At 61.1% G+C, this 19,358-nt stretch carries 11 protein-coding genes, 2 tRNA genes and 3 rRNA genes; 4 read left to right on the plus strand and 12 right to left on the minus strand.

Features of this window, described 5'->3' with window-relative positions; all coding sequences use genetic code 11:
* Positions 1 to 3: 3 nt before the first annotated feature.
* The 10 genes from qhpG to POS17_RS20830 form a co-directional block, all read right to left on the minus strand.
* Positions 4 to 1,323 (minus strand): flavin-dependent monooxygenase QhpG, encoded by a 1,320-nt coding sequence (qhpG, locus tag POS17_RS20785; RefSeq protein ID WP_060841988.1) that lies wholly within the window; start codon positions 1,321 to 1,323, stop codon positions 4 to 6.
* Positions 1,308 to 1,991, minus strand: coding sequence for a subtilisin-like serine protease QhpE (qhpE, locus tag POS17_RS20790; RefSeq protein WP_060840318.1), 684 nt, complete (start codon positions 1,989 to 1,991; stop codon positions 1,308 to 1,310). The genes qhpG and qhpE overlap by 16 nt, the downstream gene beginning before the upstream one ends.
* On the minus strand, positions 1,981 to 3,699 hold the full coding sequence (locus POS17_RS20795; RefSeq protein WP_060840319.1) for an ABC transporter ATP-binding protein: 1,719 nt from the start codon (positions 3,697 to 3,699) through the stop codon (positions 1,981 to 1,983). Before POS17_RS20795 ends, qhpE begins: the two co-directional genes overlap by 11 nt.
* The gene (locus tag POS17_RS20800; RefSeq protein ID WP_060840320.1) at positions 3,699 to 5,603 is read right to left on the minus strand and encodes a sigma-54-dependent Fis family transcriptional regulator; all 1,905 of its coding nucleotides are present in this window, start codon (positions 5,601 to 5,603) and stop codon (positions 3,699 to 3,701) included. Before POS17_RS20800 ends, POS17_RS20795 begins: the two co-directional genes overlap by 1 nt.
* A gap of 332 nt (positions 5,604 to 5,935) precedes the next feature.
* Positions 5,936 to 7,828, minus strand: coding sequence for a penicillin-binding protein 2 (gene mrdA / locus POS17_RS20805; protein WP_060840321.1), 1,893 nt, complete (start codon positions 7,826 to 7,828; stop codon positions 5,936 to 5,938).
* A gap of 328 nt (positions 7,829 to 8,156) precedes the next feature.
* A 5S ribosomal RNA gene (rrf, locus tag POS17_RS20810) occupies positions 8,157 to 8,272 on the minus strand.
* A gap of 138 nt (positions 8,273 to 8,410) precedes the next feature.
* Positions 8,411 to 11,302, minus strand: a 23S ribosomal RNA gene (locus tag POS17_RS20815).
* Positions 11,303 to 11,523: 221 nt separating this feature from the next.
* Positions 11,524 to 11,599, minus strand: a tRNA-Ala gene (locus POS17_RS20820).
* A gap of 10 nt (positions 11,600 to 11,609) precedes the next feature.
* Positions 11,610 to 11,686: transfer RNA gene (locus POS17_RS20825), tRNA-Ile, on the minus strand.
* Positions 11,687 to 11,809: 123 nt separating this feature from the next.
* Positions 11,810 to 13,348: ribosomal RNA gene (locus tag POS17_RS20830) — 16S ribosomal RNA — on the minus strand.
* Together the 16S, 23S and 5S rRNA genes with 2 tRNA genes alongside form the textbook arrangement of a ribosomal RNA operon.
* A gap of 698 nt (positions 13,349 to 14,046) precedes the next feature.
* Here POS17_RS20830 and rhtA point away from each other — a divergent pair.
* Entirely contained in the window at positions 14,047 to 14,934 is an 888-nt protein-coding gene (gene rhtA, locus POS17_RS20835; RefSeq protein ID WP_060840322.1) for a threonine/homoserine exporter RhtA, read from the plus strand.
* A gap of 157 nt (positions 14,935 to 15,091) precedes the next feature.
* Positions 15,092 to 15,373, plus strand: a complete 282-nt coding sequence (locus tag POS17_RS20840; protein ID WP_060840323.1) for a hypothetical protein — start codon at positions 15,092 to 15,094, stop codon at positions 15,371 to 15,373.
* A gap of 9 nt (positions 15,374 to 15,382) precedes the next feature.
* Here POS17_RS20840 and POS17_RS20845 read toward each other — a convergent pair whose 3' ends face one another.
* Positions 15,383 to 15,952, minus strand: a complete 570-nt coding sequence (locus tag POS17_RS20845) for a TetR/AcrR family transcriptional regulator (protein WP_060840324.1) — start codon at positions 15,950 to 15,952, stop codon at positions 15,383 to 15,385.
* A 92-nt stretch (positions 15,953 to 16,044) separates the two neighbouring features.
* On the opposite strand from POS17_RS20845, the gene POS17_RS20850 reads away from it, so the two are divergent.
* Entirely contained in the window at positions 16,045 to 16,785 is a 741-nt protein-coding gene (locus POS17_RS20850; RefSeq protein WP_060840325.1) for an SDR family oxidoreductase, read from the plus strand.
* A gap of 36 nt (positions 16,786 to 16,821) precedes the next feature.
* On the plus strand, positions 16,822 to 17,418 hold the full coding sequence (locus tag POS17_RS20855; RefSeq protein ID WP_060840326.1) for a 2-hydroxychromene-2-carboxylate isomerase: 597 nt from the start codon (positions 16,822 to 16,824) through the stop codon (positions 17,416 to 17,418).
* A gap of 88 nt (positions 17,419 to 17,506) precedes the next feature.
* Here POS17_RS20855 and POS17_RS20860 read toward each other — a convergent pair whose 3' ends face one another.
* Positions 17,507 to 19,315: an aminopeptidase P family protein gene (locus POS17_RS20860; protein ID WP_060840327.1), complete on the minus strand. Its 1,809-nt coding sequence runs from the start codon at positions 19,313 to 19,315 to the stop codon at positions 17,507 to 17,509.
* Positions 19,316 to 19,358: the final 43 nt, after the last annotated feature.

Raw genomic sequence — 19,358 nt, forward strand, 5'->3', positions numbered from 1 at the left:
CAGTTAGGGTCGGTATCCCTGGGCCAGTAACCAGCCCCGCACGCCCCGCCCCTGCTCCGGGCCGAGGTCCGCCAGGGCCTGGGCCGCCGGTTGCTGTTGCAAGCGCCGCAGCAGCGGTGCCAGTTCCACGCCCTGCACATGCCAGATGCCCAGGGGCTGGTCCGGGGTGATCACCACGTCGGCTTCATCCACCAGGCCATCGCGCAACACCGGGGCGCGCTCGATGCGCAAGGCTGCAAAGTCCGCGGCGGCGTGCGCCGGCTGCGGGTCCGGCCAGCATCGCCGGGCCTGCCAGAACGGCTGTTCGGGCCAGCGCTGCTCAGCGGCGTAGAAATCCCGGCCAATGCGCGCAAAACGCAGGAACAGCTGCTCCACCCGCTGCCCATGGAAGCGCTGCGCCAGCGCTGCACGCTGTGGCCGCTGCAACAGGGTGTTGATCACCGCCGGGGCCTGCAGGGCCGAGGACAGGGACTGGAAAATGCCGTTGCCGGACAAGGGGTCCACCGCCATCGCCGCATCGCCGATCCGCAGCCAGTTGGCGCCACACACCTGGGGGCTGAGAATCGCCGTGCTGCTGCGGGCATGCAGGTGCAGTTGCCGTTCCTCGCCACCGGCAAAGAACTCCCGGGCCAGGGCCGACGCCTGGCGGCGCTGGCGACAGTAGGCCAGCAACTGCGCCTTGCCCGGCAGCCCGGCGCTGGCCACATCCAGGGTCAGTTGCCAGTAGCACTGGCCATCTTCGCGCCGGGCCATCCAGGCCCAGCCGTCTTCCAGGCTGTACACCGCGCTGGCGGCGCTGCCGCCGGGGCCCTGCCAGCGGTTGAGCAGGCTCAGGGTTGGCGCCCCGCGCAGTGCCTGGCCGTCGCCATGGCGCAGCGTTTTCCCCAGCGCCGGCGCCTGGCGCCCGCGGGCCTCGACCAGGAACTCGCCGACCAGCTCCGCCTGTCCCTGGACCTGGACCCGGTGCCCGGCCTCGCCGGACTGCACCCCCAGCACCCGGCCCTCGACCAGCTGCACCCCGGCCTCGCGCAGGGCCTCGCGCAGACCACGGTCGAAGGCCGGGCGGTCCAGCAGGTATTCGATGTTCTGTGCATGCTCCTCGCCGTTCCACGCCACCCGTCGCTGGGACGCTTGCAGGGCCTGGGCCAGCGCCTGTTCCAGGCCGGCCCCGCGCAGTGCTTCCAGCACCCGCAGCGAAACCCCTTCCAGGGCCGCAAAGCGCCGCCAGTCGCTGACCAGGGTCACCGGGTAGCCGAGGCGTCGCAGCCCCAGCGCCACCGCGGCCCCCGCCGGGCCCGCCCCCAGGATCAGGATGCCGTGCATGGCCACTGCCGCCGTTCCGGGCCCTGGTACCGGGCGTTGTCTTGCAGCCACTGCTGGACCTGGGTGTTGCTGGCGTCCGGGTGGGCGCCCAGGTAGGCGGCGATGTGCCCGCTCAGGGCCGCGCAGCCCAGGCTGGCGCCGGATTGCCCCGGGCTGCTGCCACGCACGCAGGCGGCAAAATCCGCCTGCGCGGTGTTCAGCCATGACCACTGCTGCGCGCTGCATCGCGCATCGCCCGTGACCCGCCACACCCCGGGGTAGCTGGCCGGAAACACCGGTTCGCCCTGGGCCGGGCTGGACGCGCACAACAGCACTCCACGGGCTGCGGCCGCGGCACAGGCCTGGCGCAGCAGGTCACGATCCTGGCGCAGGCCCAGGCTCAGGTTGATCAGCCGCACCTGCTGTTCCAGCAGCCAGTACAAGGCGGCGCTGACCTGCGCGGCGCTGGTGACCCCACGGGCATCGAACACCTGGGCCACATAGAGCCGGGCCGCCGGCGCGCGCTGGCCGATGGCCTGGATGATCGCGCTGCCGTGGCCGAGGGCGTCCTCCTGCAACGGCCCCTCGCCCACCCCTTCGGCTTGCAGGAAGAATCGGCGCCCGGCCGCTATCCGCTGGTAGGCGGCATGGCCACTGTCGATCACGCCAATGCGCAGTTCAGGTTTCATGGGTTGCCTCCAGCACGTGCAGTACACCCTCGCGCAACTCGAATCGCAGCTCGGCGTCGGCCAGGGTCGAAGGCCGGTGGCTGATGAGGATGCGCGTGCGCCCGGCGAACAGTCGGTCGATGGCCTCGATCACCTCGCGCTCGGTGGCCTCGTCCACCGCCGAGGTGGCTTCGTCCAGCACCAGGATCATCGGGTCCTGAAGCAGGGCCCGGGCGATGGCGATGCGTTGTTTCTGCCCGCCGGACAACTGCTGGCCGCGCTCGCCCAGGGGGCTGTCCAGGCCTTCGGGCAGGGCCTCGATCAGGCTCTGCAGTTGCGCCAGCCGCGCCACTTCGGCCACGGCCTCGCGGCTGGCGTCGGGCACGCTGTAGGCCAGGTTGTCCGCCAGGCTGCCGCGAAACAGCACGATGTCCTGGCTGACCACCGCCACCCGCCGTCGCAGTTGCGTCAGGTCCAGTTGGCGCAGGTCGATGCCGCCCAGCAGCACCTGCCCGGATTGCGGGTCGTGGTGGCGCTGCAACAGGTCGATCAGGGTGCTCTTGCCCGCCCCCGAGCTGCCGCTGAGCGCCACTTTGCGGCCGTAGGGAATCCGCGCTTCGATGCCCTGCAAGGTCATCCCGCGCCCCGGATGGCAAAAGTGCACGGCGTGCAAATGCAGCTCGCCCTGCTCCGGCACCGGCAGCGGCGCCTCGGGGCTGGTGATGCCCGGCTCTTCACCGCGCAGCTCCATGACCCGGCCCAGGCTCACGGTCATGCGCTGGATCGCCACGTACAGCCCGAGCAGGCTCTGCACCGGGCCCACCGCCATGCCCAGGTAAGTGGAAAAAGCAATCAGCGCCCCCAGTTGCCAGGTGCCCTGCACCACCCAGTAGCCGCCGATCAGGAAGGCGCAGGCCCGGGACAATGAGGTCAGGGTGCCGGGCACCGCCTGGGTGAAGAACTCGGTGACTTGCAGCTTCAGCAACTGGTTCAGGTAGCCCTGGCCGAGGCGGTCCAGGCGCTGTGCTTCGCGCTGCTGCTGGCCGGCACTCTGGATGAATTTCATCACCGGCAGGGTTTCCACCAGGAACGAGGACATGTCCGCCGAACGCTCGCGCAACTGGCGCACATCGCGCTCGACCTTGCGCCGCATCCAGCGCAGCCAGAGCACGTCCAGGGGGATCAGCAGCAGGGCCAGGAGCGAGAGTTGCCAGGACAGGGTCAGCAGCATGGCCAGCGCCACCACCAGGCCGATCACGCTGGACACCGCGGAGAACAGCGAGTCCACGGCAAAGCGCTGGATCTCCGCGACGTCACCGTCCAGGCGCGACATCAGGTCACCGATCCGCCTTTGCCCGTAGAAGCCCGGCGACAGGCGCTGCAAGTGCCGGTAGAGATCGTCGCGCAGGGCGAACAGGATGCGCCCGGACAACCGCGTGTGCAGGTAGCGGTTGACCCCGGAGAGCAGCGTGCCCAGCAGCCCGGCGCCGATCATCAGGCCGGCGATCAGCACCAGCCGGGGAAAGTCCCGGGCCAGCAGGCCGTCGTCGATCAGCAGCTTGGTCAGCCAGGGTTGCACCAGCACCAGCAGGGAGGCGCACACCGACAGCCCCAGCAGCCCGCCAATGGCCAGCCGATGCGGCCGGACGAAACCGTAGAGCCAGCCCAGGGCCGCACTCAGTGCCTGGGGATCGCGGCTGTCCACCAGCCGGGTGATCAGGCGCCGCATCAGGCGCGCAACTGTTTGAGCTTGCGGTACAGGGTCGCGCGGCTGATGCCCAGGGCGTCCGCCGCCGCCGAGACATTGCCCTGGTGGTTGTCCAGGGCGCTGCGGATCAGCTCCAGCTCGTTCTCGCGGATGCTTCCGGTGGGCGGTCGTGCATGGGCGTTGAGGTCGTCGAGCATGCTGTCGGGCAGGTGCTCCAGGCCGATCTGCCGTTCGCCCTCTTCGCGCAGGGCCAGGGCGGTGCGCAGGACCATCTCCAACTGACGGATATTGCCCGGCCAGTGGTAGTCCGCCAGCAACCGGCGCAGCTCGCCGCTAAGGCTCACGTCGGCGCCGCCGAGCCTGGCCAGCAGGCTGTCCACCAGCGGCTGCAGGTCTTCGCGTTCACGCAGGGCCGGCAGCAGCACGCTGATGCCGTTGACCCGGTAGAACAGGTCTTCGCGAAAGGCCTTGTCCTGCACTTGCTGCTTGAGGTCGCGGTGGGTGGCGCAGATCAGCGCGATGTCGATGTCCTGTTCTTCGCCGGCCCCCAGAGGCGCCACCTTGCGGTCTTGCAGGACCCGTAGCAGCCGGGCTTGCAGGGCCAGGGGCATGTCGCCGATCTCATCGAGGAACAGGGTGCCGCCATGGGCCTGTTGCAGGCGCCCGATCATGCCGCCGCGACGTGAGCCGGTAAAGGCGCCTTCGCGGTAGCCGAACAGTTCCGACTCGATCAGGCCTTCGGGGATGGCCGCGCAGTTGACCGCGACAAAGGGTTTTTCAGCCCGGCTGCCGGCGCGGTGCAGGGCCCGGGCCAGCACCTCCTTGCCGGTGCCGGTCTCGCCCAGCAGCAACACCGGCAAGCCATTGGCCAGGCCCTGGCGGGCCATGCGCAAGGTGCGGGCGTAGCGGCTGTTGCCGCCGGCCAGGGCTTCCAGGTCCTGGGGCAGCGGCGCGGTTTTCGCGGCGCTGCGCCGCGCCCGATGCAGGTTCAGCGACGGTTGCGGCGCCCGCAGGGCCTTGTAGAACAGCTCGCCCTTGGCGGTCTGCAGGCTACCTACCGCCCCTTGTTGCAGGCGTGCCAGCAATTGCAGGCCATCGACCCCGAGGAACTCTTCGCAGCGCCGCCCCACCAGGGCCGCGCGCGGGGTGTTGAGCAACTGGCAGGCCTGGCCGCTGACCGCGAGGATCTGCCCGCCCAGGCTCAGGGCCAACAGCCCCTGCCACGGCGATTCGAGGTATTGCCGACGATTGTGGAAGGCCAGGACGATCTGCTCCGGGTAGGAGGCATGGAACACCCGCGCCTCGATCTGGCTGACCGCCATGGACAACAACGCGGTGCTGTCCTGGGCCCGCCCCAGGGGGCCTTCGCGGGTCAGGTCGAGCACCCCGATCATCTCGCCCTGGGGGCACTGGATCGGCACCGAGGTGCAGGAAAAATGGCTGAGGCGGTCCAGGTAATGCTCACCGCAATCGATCAGGGTCGGCCGCGCTTCCACCAGGGCCGTGCCCAGGGCGTTGGTGCCACGGGTGGCCTCGCTCCAGCAGGCGCCGAGGGTGATGTCCTGCACGCCGCTGTCCTTGAGCCGGTCGGCGCGGCCTTCGATGGCCAGGATGGTGGCGTCGGCATTGGCCAGGATGATCAGGCCGTCCTTGCCTTGATGCTGGTTCAGGTAATCGATGGCCGGGAGCGCCGCGTCCAGCAACAGGCGGTTGCTGGCCAGCAGCACGTCGAGGCTGGCGCCAGATTCCAGGGTCAGTTGATGCTGGCTGCCAAAGTGCACGCCATGGCTCAGGCTGCGCCGCCATGAAGCATCGATTTCCGCACGCAGGACCCCGTCGGGGATCTCGCCTTCCAGGTGCAGCCGCTCCCGGGCCAGCCGGGCTTCGTGTTGCTGCTCACCCTTTATTGTTTTTATAAGAGTCATCAAGCGCTCCGAATCGGTCCGCCCGCCGTACCCGCTCCACTCCCTTGGATTGCGCGAGGCACGCAAGCCGTGGTCAATGTCTACACCGGGTTCAGGGGGCAGTAAAGGGGTCTGACCCGGATCAGCGGGTCGCCCTGCATTGCTCTGCCGTTCCTTCAAGATCAAGCAAAACCTGCGCCAGTCGGTGTTGGCGCTCGGGCATCTTGACGTTTACGTCAAGCAAATGGCAAGTACCGTATGGTCCGACCATCCTCCGGCCACGGCCATGCCATGGATGCTGGAGCGGCACAGGAAGCTTGCGACAGATCGCGGATCGCCGGAGGTGAAATGACTCAGACGTGGGGATCACCGGGAGCCTTGGCCGGGGCGGCGTATTGCGGCTTGAGGTGGCCGTTCTGGTCCAGCAGCCAGGCGTCCATGATCTGTCGCACCACGGGGCCGGCGACCCGGCCGCCGGCTTCGCCGTTCTCGATCATCACCGAGATCACGATCTGCGGGTGTTCGGCGGGGGCGAAGCCGACGAACAGGGCGTTGTCGCGGTTGCGCTCGCGGGTCTTGAGGCGGTCGTAGCGTTCGCCCTGCTTGATCGCCACCACCTGGGCGGTGCCACTCTTGCCGGCAATGCGGTATTGCGCTCCGGCGGCTGCGGCGCGGGCAATGCCGCGCGGGTCGTGCATGACCATTTGCATGCCGTGGTTGACCTGATCCCAGTCGCGGGGGTTCTTCAGCAGGATGTTGGGCATCGGGTGCTCATCCACCGGGGCCACGCCGTCGATGGTCTTGGCCAGGTGCGGGCGGTTCCACACGCCCTTGTTGGCAATCAGCGCGGTGGCCTGGGCCAGTTGCAGCGGGGTGACCTGCATGTAGCCCTGGCCGATGCCGAGGATCACGGTTTCCCCCGGGAACCAGGGCTGGCGGCGAGTGGCGCGCTTCCAGGCCTGGGACGGCATCAGGCCGGGGGATTCTTCGAACATGTCCAGGGAGACTTTTTCGCCGAGGCCGAACATCGCCATGTAGTCGTGCAGGCGGTCGATGCCGAGCTTGTGCGCCAGGTCGTAGAAGTAGGTGTCGTTGGAGCGCATGATCGCGGCGTCCATGTCCACCCAGCCATCGCCGCTGTGGTTCCAGTTGCGGTATTTGTGGTCGAAGTCCGGCAGTTGGTAGTAGCCCGGGTCGAAGACGCGGGTCGATGCGGTGACTACGCCGGTATCAAGGCCGGCAATCGCCACTTCCGGCTTGATGGTGGAGCCTGGGGCATAGAGGCCGCGCAGCACCCGGTTGAACAAGGGGCGGTCGATGGAATCGTGCAGCGCCGCGTATTCCTTGAAGCTGATGCCGGTGACGAACAGGTTGGGGTCGAAGCTGGGCTTGCTGACCATGGCCAGCACTTCACCGGTGGCCGGATCGAGGGCGACCACGGAGCCGCGGCGATCCCCGAGGGCTTCTTCGGCGGCTTCCTGGAGCTTGATGTCCAGGCTCAGGACGATGTTCTTGCCGGGGATCGGATCGGTGTGCCTGAGCACGCGCATCACCCGGCCCTGGGCGTTGGTTTCGACTTCTTCGTAGCCCACGTGGCCGTGCAGTTCGGACTCGTAGAACTTCTCGATACCGGTCTTGCCGATGGATTGAGTGCCACGGTACTCCACCGAATCCAGGGTCTTGGCTTCCTTTTCGTTGATCCGTCCGACGTAGCCGATGGAGTGGGCAAAGTGCGCGCCCATGGGGTAGTGGCGAACGAACTGGGCTTCGACATCCAGGCCCGGCAGGCGGTATTCGTTGACTGCCAATACGGCGATCTGCTCTTCAGTGAGCTCGTAGAACAGGGTCACGGGAACGAAGGGGTGGCGGGCCTGCTTCATTTCCTTGTCGAACAGGGTGCGGTCTTCTGGCGGCAGGTGCAGCAGGTCGACCACGGTGTCCAGCTCGCCCTTGAGATCGGTGGTGCGCTCGCGGGTGATGGTCAGGTTGAAGCTGGGGCGGTTGTCGGCCAGGACCACGCCATTGCGGTCATAGATCAACCCGCGGGTTGGGGTGATCGGCAGCACGTGGACACGGTTGTTTTCCGAGATGGTGGAGTGATAGTCAAACTCAACCACCTGGAGGAAATACATGCGCCCTACCAGGGCACAGGTGATGGCCACCACCAGCACAGCGCAGGCCAGCAGGCGCTTATTGACCAGGCGGTTTTCTTTTTCGTGGTCCTTGATCGGAATCGCTTCGGGCATTGCTACAGCTTCTCGTTGAATAGAGGTCGACGCTGATCCGTGCGGATGAACTCAAGTCCCTAAAAAAGAGCTGCACCATACCAAAAACTGCCCATCGATTTTGAGGGGATTTCCCTCGTCACTGATCAGTGGTGCCGGTCCTCCAGCCCCAGGGTATAAGCCGATGGCGGTAGAGCCCGCTACAGCGGGGGTAGGCCGCAACCCAGGCACTGTCGCGGGGTGCTGGCAACCGTAGCCGAGCGGTCATGGCCGGCCGCAGCAGCGCAACTTTTCTGCAGCGCAAAAACAAAACCCCAACTGCTTTCGCAATTGGGGTTTCGGAATTTAATCTTGACGATGACCTACTCTCACATGGGGAAACCCCACACTACCATCGGCGATGCATCGTTTCACTTCTGAGTTCGGGATGGGATCAGGTGGTTCCAACGCTCTATGGTCGTCAAGAAATTCGGTAGCCAGTCCGTTGCTTGTGCAACGTGCCAGCGAATGGGTATGTAATAGGTTTGTGTGTTTGCAAACTTTCGGTTTGTTTCGTCTTCACACACCGCAACTCGCTTCTTAAGCAAATTGCTTGGGTGTTATATGGTCAAGCCTCACGGGCAATTAGTATTGGTTAGCTCAACGCCTCACAGCGCTTACACACCCAACCTATCAACGTCGTAGTCTTCGACGGCCCTTTAGGGGATTCAAGATCCCAGTGAGATCTCATCTTGAGGCAAGTTTCCCGCTTAGATGCTTTCAGCGGTTATCTTTTCCGAACATAGCTACCCGGCAATGCCACTGGCGTGACAACCGGAACACCAGAGGTTCGTCCACTCCGGTCCTCTCGTACTAGGAGCAGCCCCTCTCAAATCTCAAACGTCCACGGCAGATAGGGACCGAACTGTCTCACGACGTTCTAAACCCAGCTCGCGTACCACTTTAAATGGCGAACAGCCATACCCTTGGGACCGGCTTCAGCCCCAGGATGTGATGAGCCGACATCGAGGTGCCAAACACCGCCGTCGATATGAACTCTTGGGCGGTATCAGCCTGTTATCCCCGGAGTACCTTTTATCCGTTGAGCGATGGCCCTTCCATACAGAACCACCGGATCACTAAGACCTACTTTCGTACCTGCTCGACGTGTCTGTCTCGCAGTCAAGCGCGCTTTTGCCTTTATACTCTACGACCGATTTCCGACCGGTCTGAGCGCACCTTCGTACTCCTCCGTTACTCTTTAGGAGGAGACCGCCCCAGTCAAACTACCCACCATACACTGTCCTCGATCCGGATAACGGACCTGAGTTAGAACCTCAAAGTTGCCAGGGTGGTATTTCAAGGATGGCTCCACGCAAACTGGCGTTCACGCTTCAAAGCCTCCCACCTATCCTACACAAGCAAATTCAAAGTCCAGTGCAAAGCTATAGTAAAGGTTCACGGGGTCTTTCCGTCTAGCCGCGGATACACTGCATCTTCACAGCGATTTCAATTTCACTGAGTCTCGGGTGGAGACAGCGCCGCCATCGTTACGCCATTCGTGCAGGTCGGAACTTACCCGACAAGGAATTTCGCTACCTTAGGACCGTTATAGTTACGGCCGCCGTTTACCGGGGCTTCGATCAAGAGCTTCGCGTTAGCTAACCCCATCAATTAACCTTCCGGCACCGGGCAGGCGTCACACCCTATACGTCCACTTTCGTGTTTGCAGAGTGCTGTGTTTTTAATAAACAGTCGCAGCGGCCTGGTATCTTCGACCGGCATGAGCTTACGGAGCAAGTCCTTCACCCTCACCGGCGCACCTTCTCCCGAAGTTACGGTGCCATTTTGCCTAGTTCCTTCACCCGAGTTCTCTCAAGCGCCTTGGTATTCTCTACCCAACCACCTGTGTCGGTTTGGGGTACGGTTCCTAGTTATCTGAAGCTTAGAAGCTTTTCTTGGAAGCATGGCATCAACCACTTCGTCACCTAAAAGGTAACTCGTCATCAGCTCTCGGCCTTAGAACCCCGGATTTACCTAAGATTCCAGCCTACCACCTTAAACTTGGACAACCAACGCCAAGCTGGCCTAGCCTTCTCCGTCCCTCCATCGCAATAACTAGAAGTACAGGAATATTAACCTGTTTTCCATCGACTACGCTTTTCAGCCTCGCCTTAGGGACCGACTAACCCTGCGTCGATTAACGTTGCGCAGGAAACCTTGGTCTTTCGGCGTGGGTGTTTTTCACACCCATTGTCGTTACTCATGTCAGCATTCGCACTTCTGATACCTCCAGCAAGCTTCTCAACTCACCTTCACAGGCTTACAGAACGCTCCTCTACCGCATCACTTACGTGATACCCGTAGCTTCGGTGTATGGTTTGAGCCCCGTTACATCTTCCGCGCAGGCCGACTCGACTAGTGAGCTATTACGCTTTCTTTAAAGGGTGGCTGCTTCTAAGCCAACCTCCTAGCTGTCTAAGCCTTCCCACATCGTTTCCCACTTAACCATAACTTTGGGACCTTAGCTGACGGTCTGGGTTGTTTCCCTTTTCACGACGGACGTTAGCACCCGCCGTGTGTCTCCCATGCTCGGCACTTGTAGGTATTCGGAGTTTGCATCGGTTTGGTAAGTCGGGATGACCCCCTAGCCGAAACAGTGCTCTACCCCCTACAGTGATACATGAGGCGCTACCTAAATAGCTTTCGAGGAGAACCAGCTATCTCCGAGCTTGATTAGCCTTTCACTCCGATCCACAGGTCATCCGCTAACTTTTCAACGGTAGTCGGTTCGGTCCTCCAGTCAGTGTTACCTAACCTTCAACCTGCCCATGGATAGATCGCCCGGTTTCGGGTCTATTCCCAGCGACTAGACGCCCTATTAAGACTCGCTTTCGCTACGCCTCCCCTATTCGGTTAAGCTCGCCACTGAAAATAAGTCGCTGACCCATTATACAAAAGGTACGCAGTCACAGAACAAAGTCTGCTCCCACTGCTTGTACGCATACGGTTTCAGGATCTATTTCACTCCCCTCTCCGGGGTTCTTTTCGCCTTTCCCTCACGGTACTAGTTCACTATCGGTCAGTCAGTAGTATTTAGCCTTGGAGGATGGTCCCCCCATATTCAGACAAGGTTTCTCGTGCCCCGTCCTACTCGATTTCATGACTAAGAGATTTTCGCGTACAGGGCTATCACCCACTATGGCCGCACTTTCCAGAGCGTTCCGCTAATCTCAAAGCCACTTAAGGGCTAGTCCCCGTTCGCTCGCCACTACTAAGGGAATCTCGGTTGATTTCTTTTCCTCAGGGTACTTAGATGTTTCAGTTCCCCTGGTTCGCCTCTTGCACCTATGTATTCAGTACAAGATAACCATCTTATGATGGCTGGGTTCCCCCATTCAGAGATCTCCGGATCAAAGTCTGTTTGCCGACTCCCCGAAGCTTATCGCAGGCTACCACGTCTTTCATCGCCTCTGACTGCCAAGGCATCCACCGTATGCGCTTCTTCACTTGACCATATAACCCCAAGCAATCTGGTTATACTATGAAGACGACATTCGCCGAAAATTTGCAATTTAACTCACAAATTTTACCTTAGCCTGATCCGTTACCAGTGAAAGTAACGTTCAGTCTATCTTTCTATCACATACCCAAATTTTTAAAGAACGATCTAATCAAAAGACTAGAAATCAACATTCAATGTGAATGCTCATTTCTAAGCTTTCAGAAGCAGTTTATGGTGGAGCCAAGCGGGATCGAACCGCTGACCTCCTGCGTGCAAGGCAGGCGCTCTCCCAGCTGAGCTATGGCCCCATAACAAAATTGGTGGGTCTGGGCAGATTCGAACTGCCGACCTCACCCTTATCAGGGGTGCGCTCTAACCAACTGAGCTACAGACCCAATTTCGAGCTTGTAACTGTTAGCTTGGAGCTATCAGCTTGGAGCTTAAAGCTGCTTCTATCGTCTTCTTCAATGAATCAAGCAATTCGTGTGGGAGCTTATGAAGCAGCTGATGTCGTCGATTAAGGAGGTGATCCAGCCGCAGGTTCCCCTACGGCTACCTTGTTACGACTTCACCCCAGTCATGAATCACACCGTGGTAACCGTCCCCCCGAAGGTTAGACTAGCTACTTCTGGTGCAACCCACTCCCATGGTGTGACGGGCGGTGTGTACAAGGCCCGGGAACGTATTCACCGCGACATTCTGATTCGCGATTACTAGCGATTCCGACTTCACGCAGTCGAGTTGCAGACTGCGATCCGGACTACGATCGGTTTTATGGGATTAGCTCCACCTCGCGGCTTGGCAACCCTTTGTACCGACCATTGTAGCACGTGTGTAGCCCAGGCCGTAAGGGCCATGATGACTTGACGTCATCCCCACCTTCCTCCGGTTTGTCACCGGCAGTCTCCTTAGAGTGCCCACCATAATGTGCTGGTAACTAAGGACAAGGGTTGCGCTCGTTACGGGACTTAACCCAACATCTCACGACACGAGCTGACGACAGCCATGCAGCACCTGTCTCAATGTTCCCGAAGGCACCAATCCATCTCTGGAAAGTTCATTGGATGTCAAGGCCTGGTAAGGTTCTTCGCGTTGCTTCGAATTAAACCACATGCTCCACCGCTTGTGCGGGCCCCCGTCAATTCATTTGAGTTTTAACCTTGCGGCCGTACTCCCCAGGCGGTCAACTTAATGCGTTAGCTGCGCCACTAAGAGCTCAAGGCTCCCAACGGCTAGTTGACATCGTTTACGGCGTGGACTACCAGGGTATCTAATCCTGTTTGCTCCCCACGCTTTCGCACCTCAGTGTCAGTATCAGTCCAGGTGGTCGCCTTCGCCACTGGTGTTCCTTCCTATATCTACGCATTTCACCGCTACACAGGAAATTCCACCACCCTCTACCATACTCTAGCTTGCCAGTTTTGGATGCAGTTCCCAGGTTGAGCCCGGGGCTTTCACATCCAACTTAACAAACCACCTACGCGCGCTTTACGCCCAGTAATTCCGATTAACGCTTGCACCCTCTGTATTACCGCGGCTGCTGGCACAGAGTTAGCCGGTGCTTATTCTGTCGGTAACGTCAAAATACTCACGTATTAGGTAAGTACCCTTCCTCCCAACTTAAAGTGCTTTACAATCCGAAGACCTTCTTCACACACGCGGCATGGCTGGATCAGGCTTTCGCCCATTGTCCAATATTCCCCACTGCTGCCTCCCGTAGGAGTCTGGACCGTGTCTCAGTTCCAGTGTGACTGATCATCCTCTCAGACCAGTTACGGATCGTAGCCTTGGTGAGCCATTACCTCACCAACTAGCTAATCCGACCTAGGCTCATCTGATAGCGTGAGGTCCGAAGATCCCCCACTTTCTCCCGTAGGACGTATGCGGTATTAGCGCCCGTTTCCGGACGTTATCCCCCACTACCAGGCAGATTCCTAGGCATTACTCACCCGTCCGCCGCTCGCCACCAGGTACAAGTACCCGTGCTGCCGCTCGACTTGCATGTGTTAGGCCTGCCGCCAGCGTTCAATCTGAGCCATGATCAAACTCTTCAGTTCAAACATCTTTGGGTTTTGAGAAAACCCTAAACTTGGCTCAGCAATCGTTGGTTACATCTTTGATTTCTCGCGGAGTAACTTGTGATGCTGATAATCTTTTTGACTATCAGTCTGACTCCACAAGCACCCACACGAATTGCTTGATTCAGTTGTTAAAGAGCGGTTGGTTAAGATCTTTCGTCTCAACCGAGGCGCGCATTCTACAGCAGCCTCATTTGCTGTCAAGCGATTTTTTAAGAAGTTTTTGAAGATTTCCTCAACAACTTCAACCACTTGCGCTTTCGATCTCTCGTTAGCGGGAGGCGAATTCTACAGCGTTACACGCTGCTGTCAACACCTCTTTTTAACCGCTTTCGACCGAGACGACCGAATCGTTAACAAGGCGAAAACACACTGCCTTACTAACTGCTTCTGGCTTCGATGAACTGAAGCGTAACCGCTGCCAAAAACCGCGTAACTCGTTGAATCTCAAGGAGTTTTCCGTTTCGACTGCGCCGGAAGTGGGGCGAATTATAGACCTGTAGAATCTGCCGTCAACCTTTAATTTGAATTTTCTATGATCCCAACCCGCACCCCATACCCGCAGCCTCATATATAAAGAAGCAAAAAGACTTTGCGCACTATATTGCTCATTCCTCATTACTTAAGCATCATGCTTCCAGCGTCCGCCCCTCCCCACACTCTGGATGATCCCCTGCATGAACGACCAACCGCGCAGCCTTGCCTCGACCCTGTTTCCCGTGGGGCTGCTACTGATCGCCATGGCCTCGATTCAATCGGGCGCCTCATTGGCCAAGAGCATGTTCCCCGTTGTCGGGGCCCAAGGCACCACTACTCTTCGATTGATCTTCGCCAGCATCATCATGCTGCTTCTACTAAGACCCTGGCGCGCCAAGTTCACTGCCAAGACCCTGCGCACCGTGGTTGTCTATGGAATGGCCCTGGGCGGGATGAACTTCCTCTTCTATATGTCCCTGAGAAGCGTGCCCCTGGGGATCGCCGTCGCCCTGGAATTCACCGGCCCACTGGCAGTGGCCCTCTATGCCTCACGCAAGGCGATCGATTTTCTGTGGATCGCCCTGGCCATCATCGGCCTGCTATTGCTGATTCCCACAGGCGCCACCGCAACCGCCATCGACCTGGTCGGTGCAGGCTACGCCCTGGGTGCCGGTGTCTGCTGGGCGCTGTACATTCTGTTCGGACAAAAGGCCGGTGCCGAGAACGGAATCCAGACCGCCGCCCTGGGCGTCATGATCGCCGCGCTCTTCGTCGCGCCCATTGGCATCGTCCATGCCGGCGCCGCATTACTCACCCCATCCCTGATCCCTATCGCCCTGGGCGTCGCGGTCTTGTCCACCGCCCTGCCTTACAGCCTGGAAATGGTCGCCCTGACCCGAATGCCCGCCCGTACCTTTGGCACCCTGATGAGTGTCGAGCCGGCTGTCGGCGCGCTGTCCGGCCTGCTGTTTCTGCACGAATACCTCTCCCTGGCGCAGTGGATGGCGATCGCCTGCATCATCCTGGCATCTGTCGGAGCAACCATGACCATGCGCCGCGAATCCAAGCCCATAGTTGCAGCCGATTAACATTCAACTCTGGTAATTGGCGCTCAATTAGGCCATGTTTAGCCGGCTACTCAACGTCGGCCATGGAGTTGTCAGACAGGGATATCGCAAACGCAAAAACCATAGGTAATGCAGTCACACTCGGACGTCAGATCCGAGGCTAGCGATAAGGACGGGGATGAAACGATTTTTGATACTGTTGGCCGTACTTGCCATTGCAGGCTGCGCTGCGACCGCGAAAACCGAAGTCAAACGAGGCAAGAAAGGGCTCCACATCAACTGCTCCGGTCTGTCTTCTTCCTGGGACAAGTGCTACGCCAAGGCGACCCAGTCCTGCGGCCCCAAAGGCTACAAGGTGATCGCCAAGTCCGGTGACACCGTGGAAGACCCGGGAGACTACCCTTTCGGCCTGAACCCAGCCGGTTATACCAGTCGCAGCATGATCGTCATCTGCAAGTAGCAGTAGCGTTCACTCCTCGGGCAGCCGCTCCAGCTGCCCAATGATCTGCTCATGGCTCGACGCCAGCACCTGCTGCTGGATATCCGGGCTCACCAGCATTCGTGCAACCACCAGCGCGCCAACACACTGCGACAGAATCGACCAGGCCAGGCTCTCACTGCCCAAGGTCTGCGCCCACGCCCGATGCAGACGACAGATCCAGTCTTGCGCCTCCTGCCGCACTGGCACACTGCCCCGGGCAATCTCCGCGCCCAACGCCGGCAATGCACACCCGGCTCCTGGCTGCTGCAGATGCGCCACGCTCAGGTATTGCTTCAGGCAACGGCGCAATTTATCCCGATTCTGCCGGCCTTCCCCTCCCAGACGCTCCAGGCTCTGGCTCAACTCGCGCTCGACGATGGAACCGAACAGCTCATCCTTGGACCCGAAGTGAGTGTAAAAAGCCCCACCACTAAGACCAATGGCCTTCATCAGGGCATCCACGCCGACGGTAGAAAACCCCTCGTTCTTGGCCTGGATCGCACTGCTCTGCAACAGGCGTTCGCGGGTTTCCTGCTTGTGACTGGCTGAATAACGCATGGCTGAAGCTCTCCCCTGCCGGCTTGACGACCGCAGGATCATAGCATAACGTCCGTTTAGTTAACGATCGTTTACCAAAGAGCGAACCTCCCATGACTACAGCCTTGAACAACAACAAAGTGGTACTGGTGGTCGGCGCCGGCGATGCTACCGGCGGTGCCATAGCCAAGCGTTTTGCCGCGCAAGGTTTCACCGCCTGCGTCACCCGACGCAGCGCAGACAAACTGCAACCCCTGGTGGATGCCATCCGACAAACCGGTGGCCAGGCCCATGGCTTTGCCTGCGACGCGCGCAAAGAAGAGGACGTGGTAGCACTGATCGAACAGATCGAAACCCAGATCGGCCCCATCGAGGCATTCGTCTTCAACATCGGCGCCAACGTGCCCTGCAGCATCCTTGAGGAAACCGCCCGCAAGTACTTCAAGATCTGGGAGATGGCCTGTTTCTCCGGCTTCCTCAATGCCCGCGAAGTGGCCAAGCGCATGGTGCCCCGCCAACGCGGCACCATCCTGTTCACCGGCGCCACCGCTGGGGTGCGCGGCGCCGCCGGTTTCGCCGCCTTCGCCGGTGCCAAGCACGGTATCCGCGCCCTGGCCCAGAGCATGGCCCGGGAACTGGGGCCGCTGAACATCCATGTCGGCCATATCATCGTCGACGGCGCCATCGACACCGATTTCATACGCACCAGCTTTCCCGAGAAGTACGCCCTCAAGGACCAGGACGGCATCCTCAACCCCGAACACATCGCCGAGAACTACTGGTACCTGCACAGCCAGCCCAGGGATGCCTGGACTTTCGAACTGGACCTGCGCCCCTGGAACGAGCGCTGGTAAGCCACTGCCCCCCACAACAATCAGAGCGTTCACGACATGAGCCAAAAAGTGGAGTTCTTCTTCGACCTGGGCAGCCCGACCAGCTACCTGGCCTATACCCAATTGCCGAACATCTGCGCCCAGACCGGCAGTCAACTGGAGTACCACCCCATGCTGCTGGGCGGGGTCTTCAAGAGCACCGGCAACGCCTCCCCCATCAGCGTTCCCGCCAAGGGCCGCTACATGCTCCAGGACCTGGCGCGTTTTGCCCGACGCTATCAGGTTGAACTCAACTTCAACCCGCACTTTCCCATCAACACCCTGCTACTGATGCGCGCCGCGACCGGGGTGCAGTGGCACATGCCGGAGCGCTTCGTCGAATTCATCGACTGCCTGTTCCGCGCCCTCTGGGTCGACAAACGCAACCTGAACGACGCCGCCACCGTCACCCAGGTCCTGGAGCAAGGCGGTTTCGACCCACAGCAGATCCTCGACCTGAGCCATGACGAGCAGGTCAAGGCCCGGCTCAAGGACAACACCGACCAGGCATTGCAACGGGGTGTGTTCGGGGCCCCCAGCATGTTCGTGGGGGACCAGTTGTTCTTCGGCCAGGACCGCCTGGATTTTGTCCGCGAAGCCTTGAGCGCAGACTAACCCCCCTGCTCCGCGGCGCCAGCCAGTCGCCGCGGACAGGGCCTGCGGCCTTGGCCACATTGCATGACCCAGGCCTTTGTGCAGCGCTTCAGATCGCCGCGGTGCGAAGGTTCAGCCACTCCAGCGCGGCGCCCTCCAGCAGCGGAGCGAGACGCTGGCGCACCTGCGCGTGATAGCCGTTGAACCAGTCCCGCTCCTCCTGGGTGAGCAATCCGGGTTCCAGGCAACGGCTGTCGATCGGGCACAGGGTCAGGGTTTCAAAACCGAGGAACTCACCAAACTCGCTGCTACCGACCTCGCGGTTCAACACCAGGTTCTCGATTCGTACCCCCCAACGCCCGGGACGATAGGTCCCCGGCTCGATGGACGTGATCATCCCCGGCTGCATCGCCGTTTGCGGTGCCGGCGCGGCCTGATAGGCGATCACCTGCGGCCCTTCATGCACATTGAGGAAGTAGCCCACGCCATGCCCGGTGCCGTGTCCGTAATCCACGCCTTCGGCCCAGATCGGCGCCCGGGCGATGGCATCGAGCAACGGCGAAAGAATGCCCCGCGGGAACTGCGCCCGAGACAAGGCGATCACGCCCTTGAGCACCCGGGTGCAATCGCGCTTCTGCTCGGCGCTCGGGGTGCCGATCGGCACCATCCGGGTAATGTCGGTGGTGCCTCCCAGGTACTGACCGCCCGAGTCGATCAGCAGCAGGCCATCGCCCTCGATTACCGCATGCTCTTCGGGGGTGGCGTGGTAGTGAGGCATCGCCCCGTTGGCATTGAAGGCCGCGATGGTATTGAAGCTCAAGGACACATAGCCCGGACGCCGTTCACGAGCGGCAGTCAGGTGTTCATCAATGGTCAGTTCGGTGACGCGCTCGCGCCCCAGGGCACTCTCCAGCCAGGCAAAGAACTCGCACAGCGCCGCGCCGTCCTGCTCCATGGCCCGACGAATATGCTCGGCATCCGCCGGGCTCTTGCGCGACTTGGCCAGGGTGGTGGGATTGAGCCCCTCCACCAGCTTCACCCCCGAACGCAAGTTGTTCAGCAAACCGGTGGTCACCCGCGCCGGGTCGATCTGCAACGTCGCGCCTTCCGGCACATCGGCCAAGGCCGCCGCCACCTCCGTGTAATCCCGCAGGCTGACGCCGTCGGCCTCCAGCACCCTGCGCAACGGCTCATCGATCTTGTTCAGGGCCACGAACAAAGTGGCCTGCTGCTGGCTGATCAGGGCGAAAGAGACAAACACCGGGTTGAACGAAACATCCGCCCCCCGCAGGTTGAACAGCCAGGCGATGTCATCGAGGGTGGCAATGAAATGCCACTGCGCGCCACGTTCGCTCAGGGTTTCGCGCAGCTTGGCCAGCTTCTCCACCCGGCTCTGCGTGGCCTGGGGCGGCAAGTGCGGGTAGACCGGTTGATCCGGCAGGCCGGGGCGATCGCTCCACACCTGCTGCAGCAGATCGATATCGGTGCGCAGGCTGGCCCCGCGTTCCTGCAACCTGCTGCCCAGGGTACGGGCCGAAGCCAGCGCCATGACCGCGCCGTCCACCGCCACCACCGCGCCGGACGGGGTCTGTTCCGCCAGCCAGTCCAGGGGCCCGGGCTGACCCGGCTGCAACTTCACCAGATCGATGCCGCTGCCCTTGAGTTCCTTGCTCGCCTGTTCCCAGTAGCGGCTGTCGGCCCAGAGCCCGGCGAACTCCGCCGTCACGATCAGGGTGCCCACCGAGCCGTGGAAGCCCGACAGCCACTGGCGCCCCTGCCAGTAACCCGGCAGGTACTCCGACAGATGCGGATCGGCCGAAGGCACCAGCAAGGCATGAATGCCCTCGCGGCTCATCAACTGACGCACATGCGCCAGGCGCTGGGGGACCACTCCATGGGGCGTTGGCTGGGTACTCATTGTGACTCCTTAACCGGCTTAATCATTGTTATGGAAGGTCGAG

Origin of the sequence: Pseudomonas sp. Os17, assembly GCF_001547895.1 — a bacterium.
Classification (GTDB): domain Bacteria; phylum Pseudomonadota; class Gammaproteobacteria; order Pseudomonadales; family Pseudomonadaceae; genus Aquipseudomonas.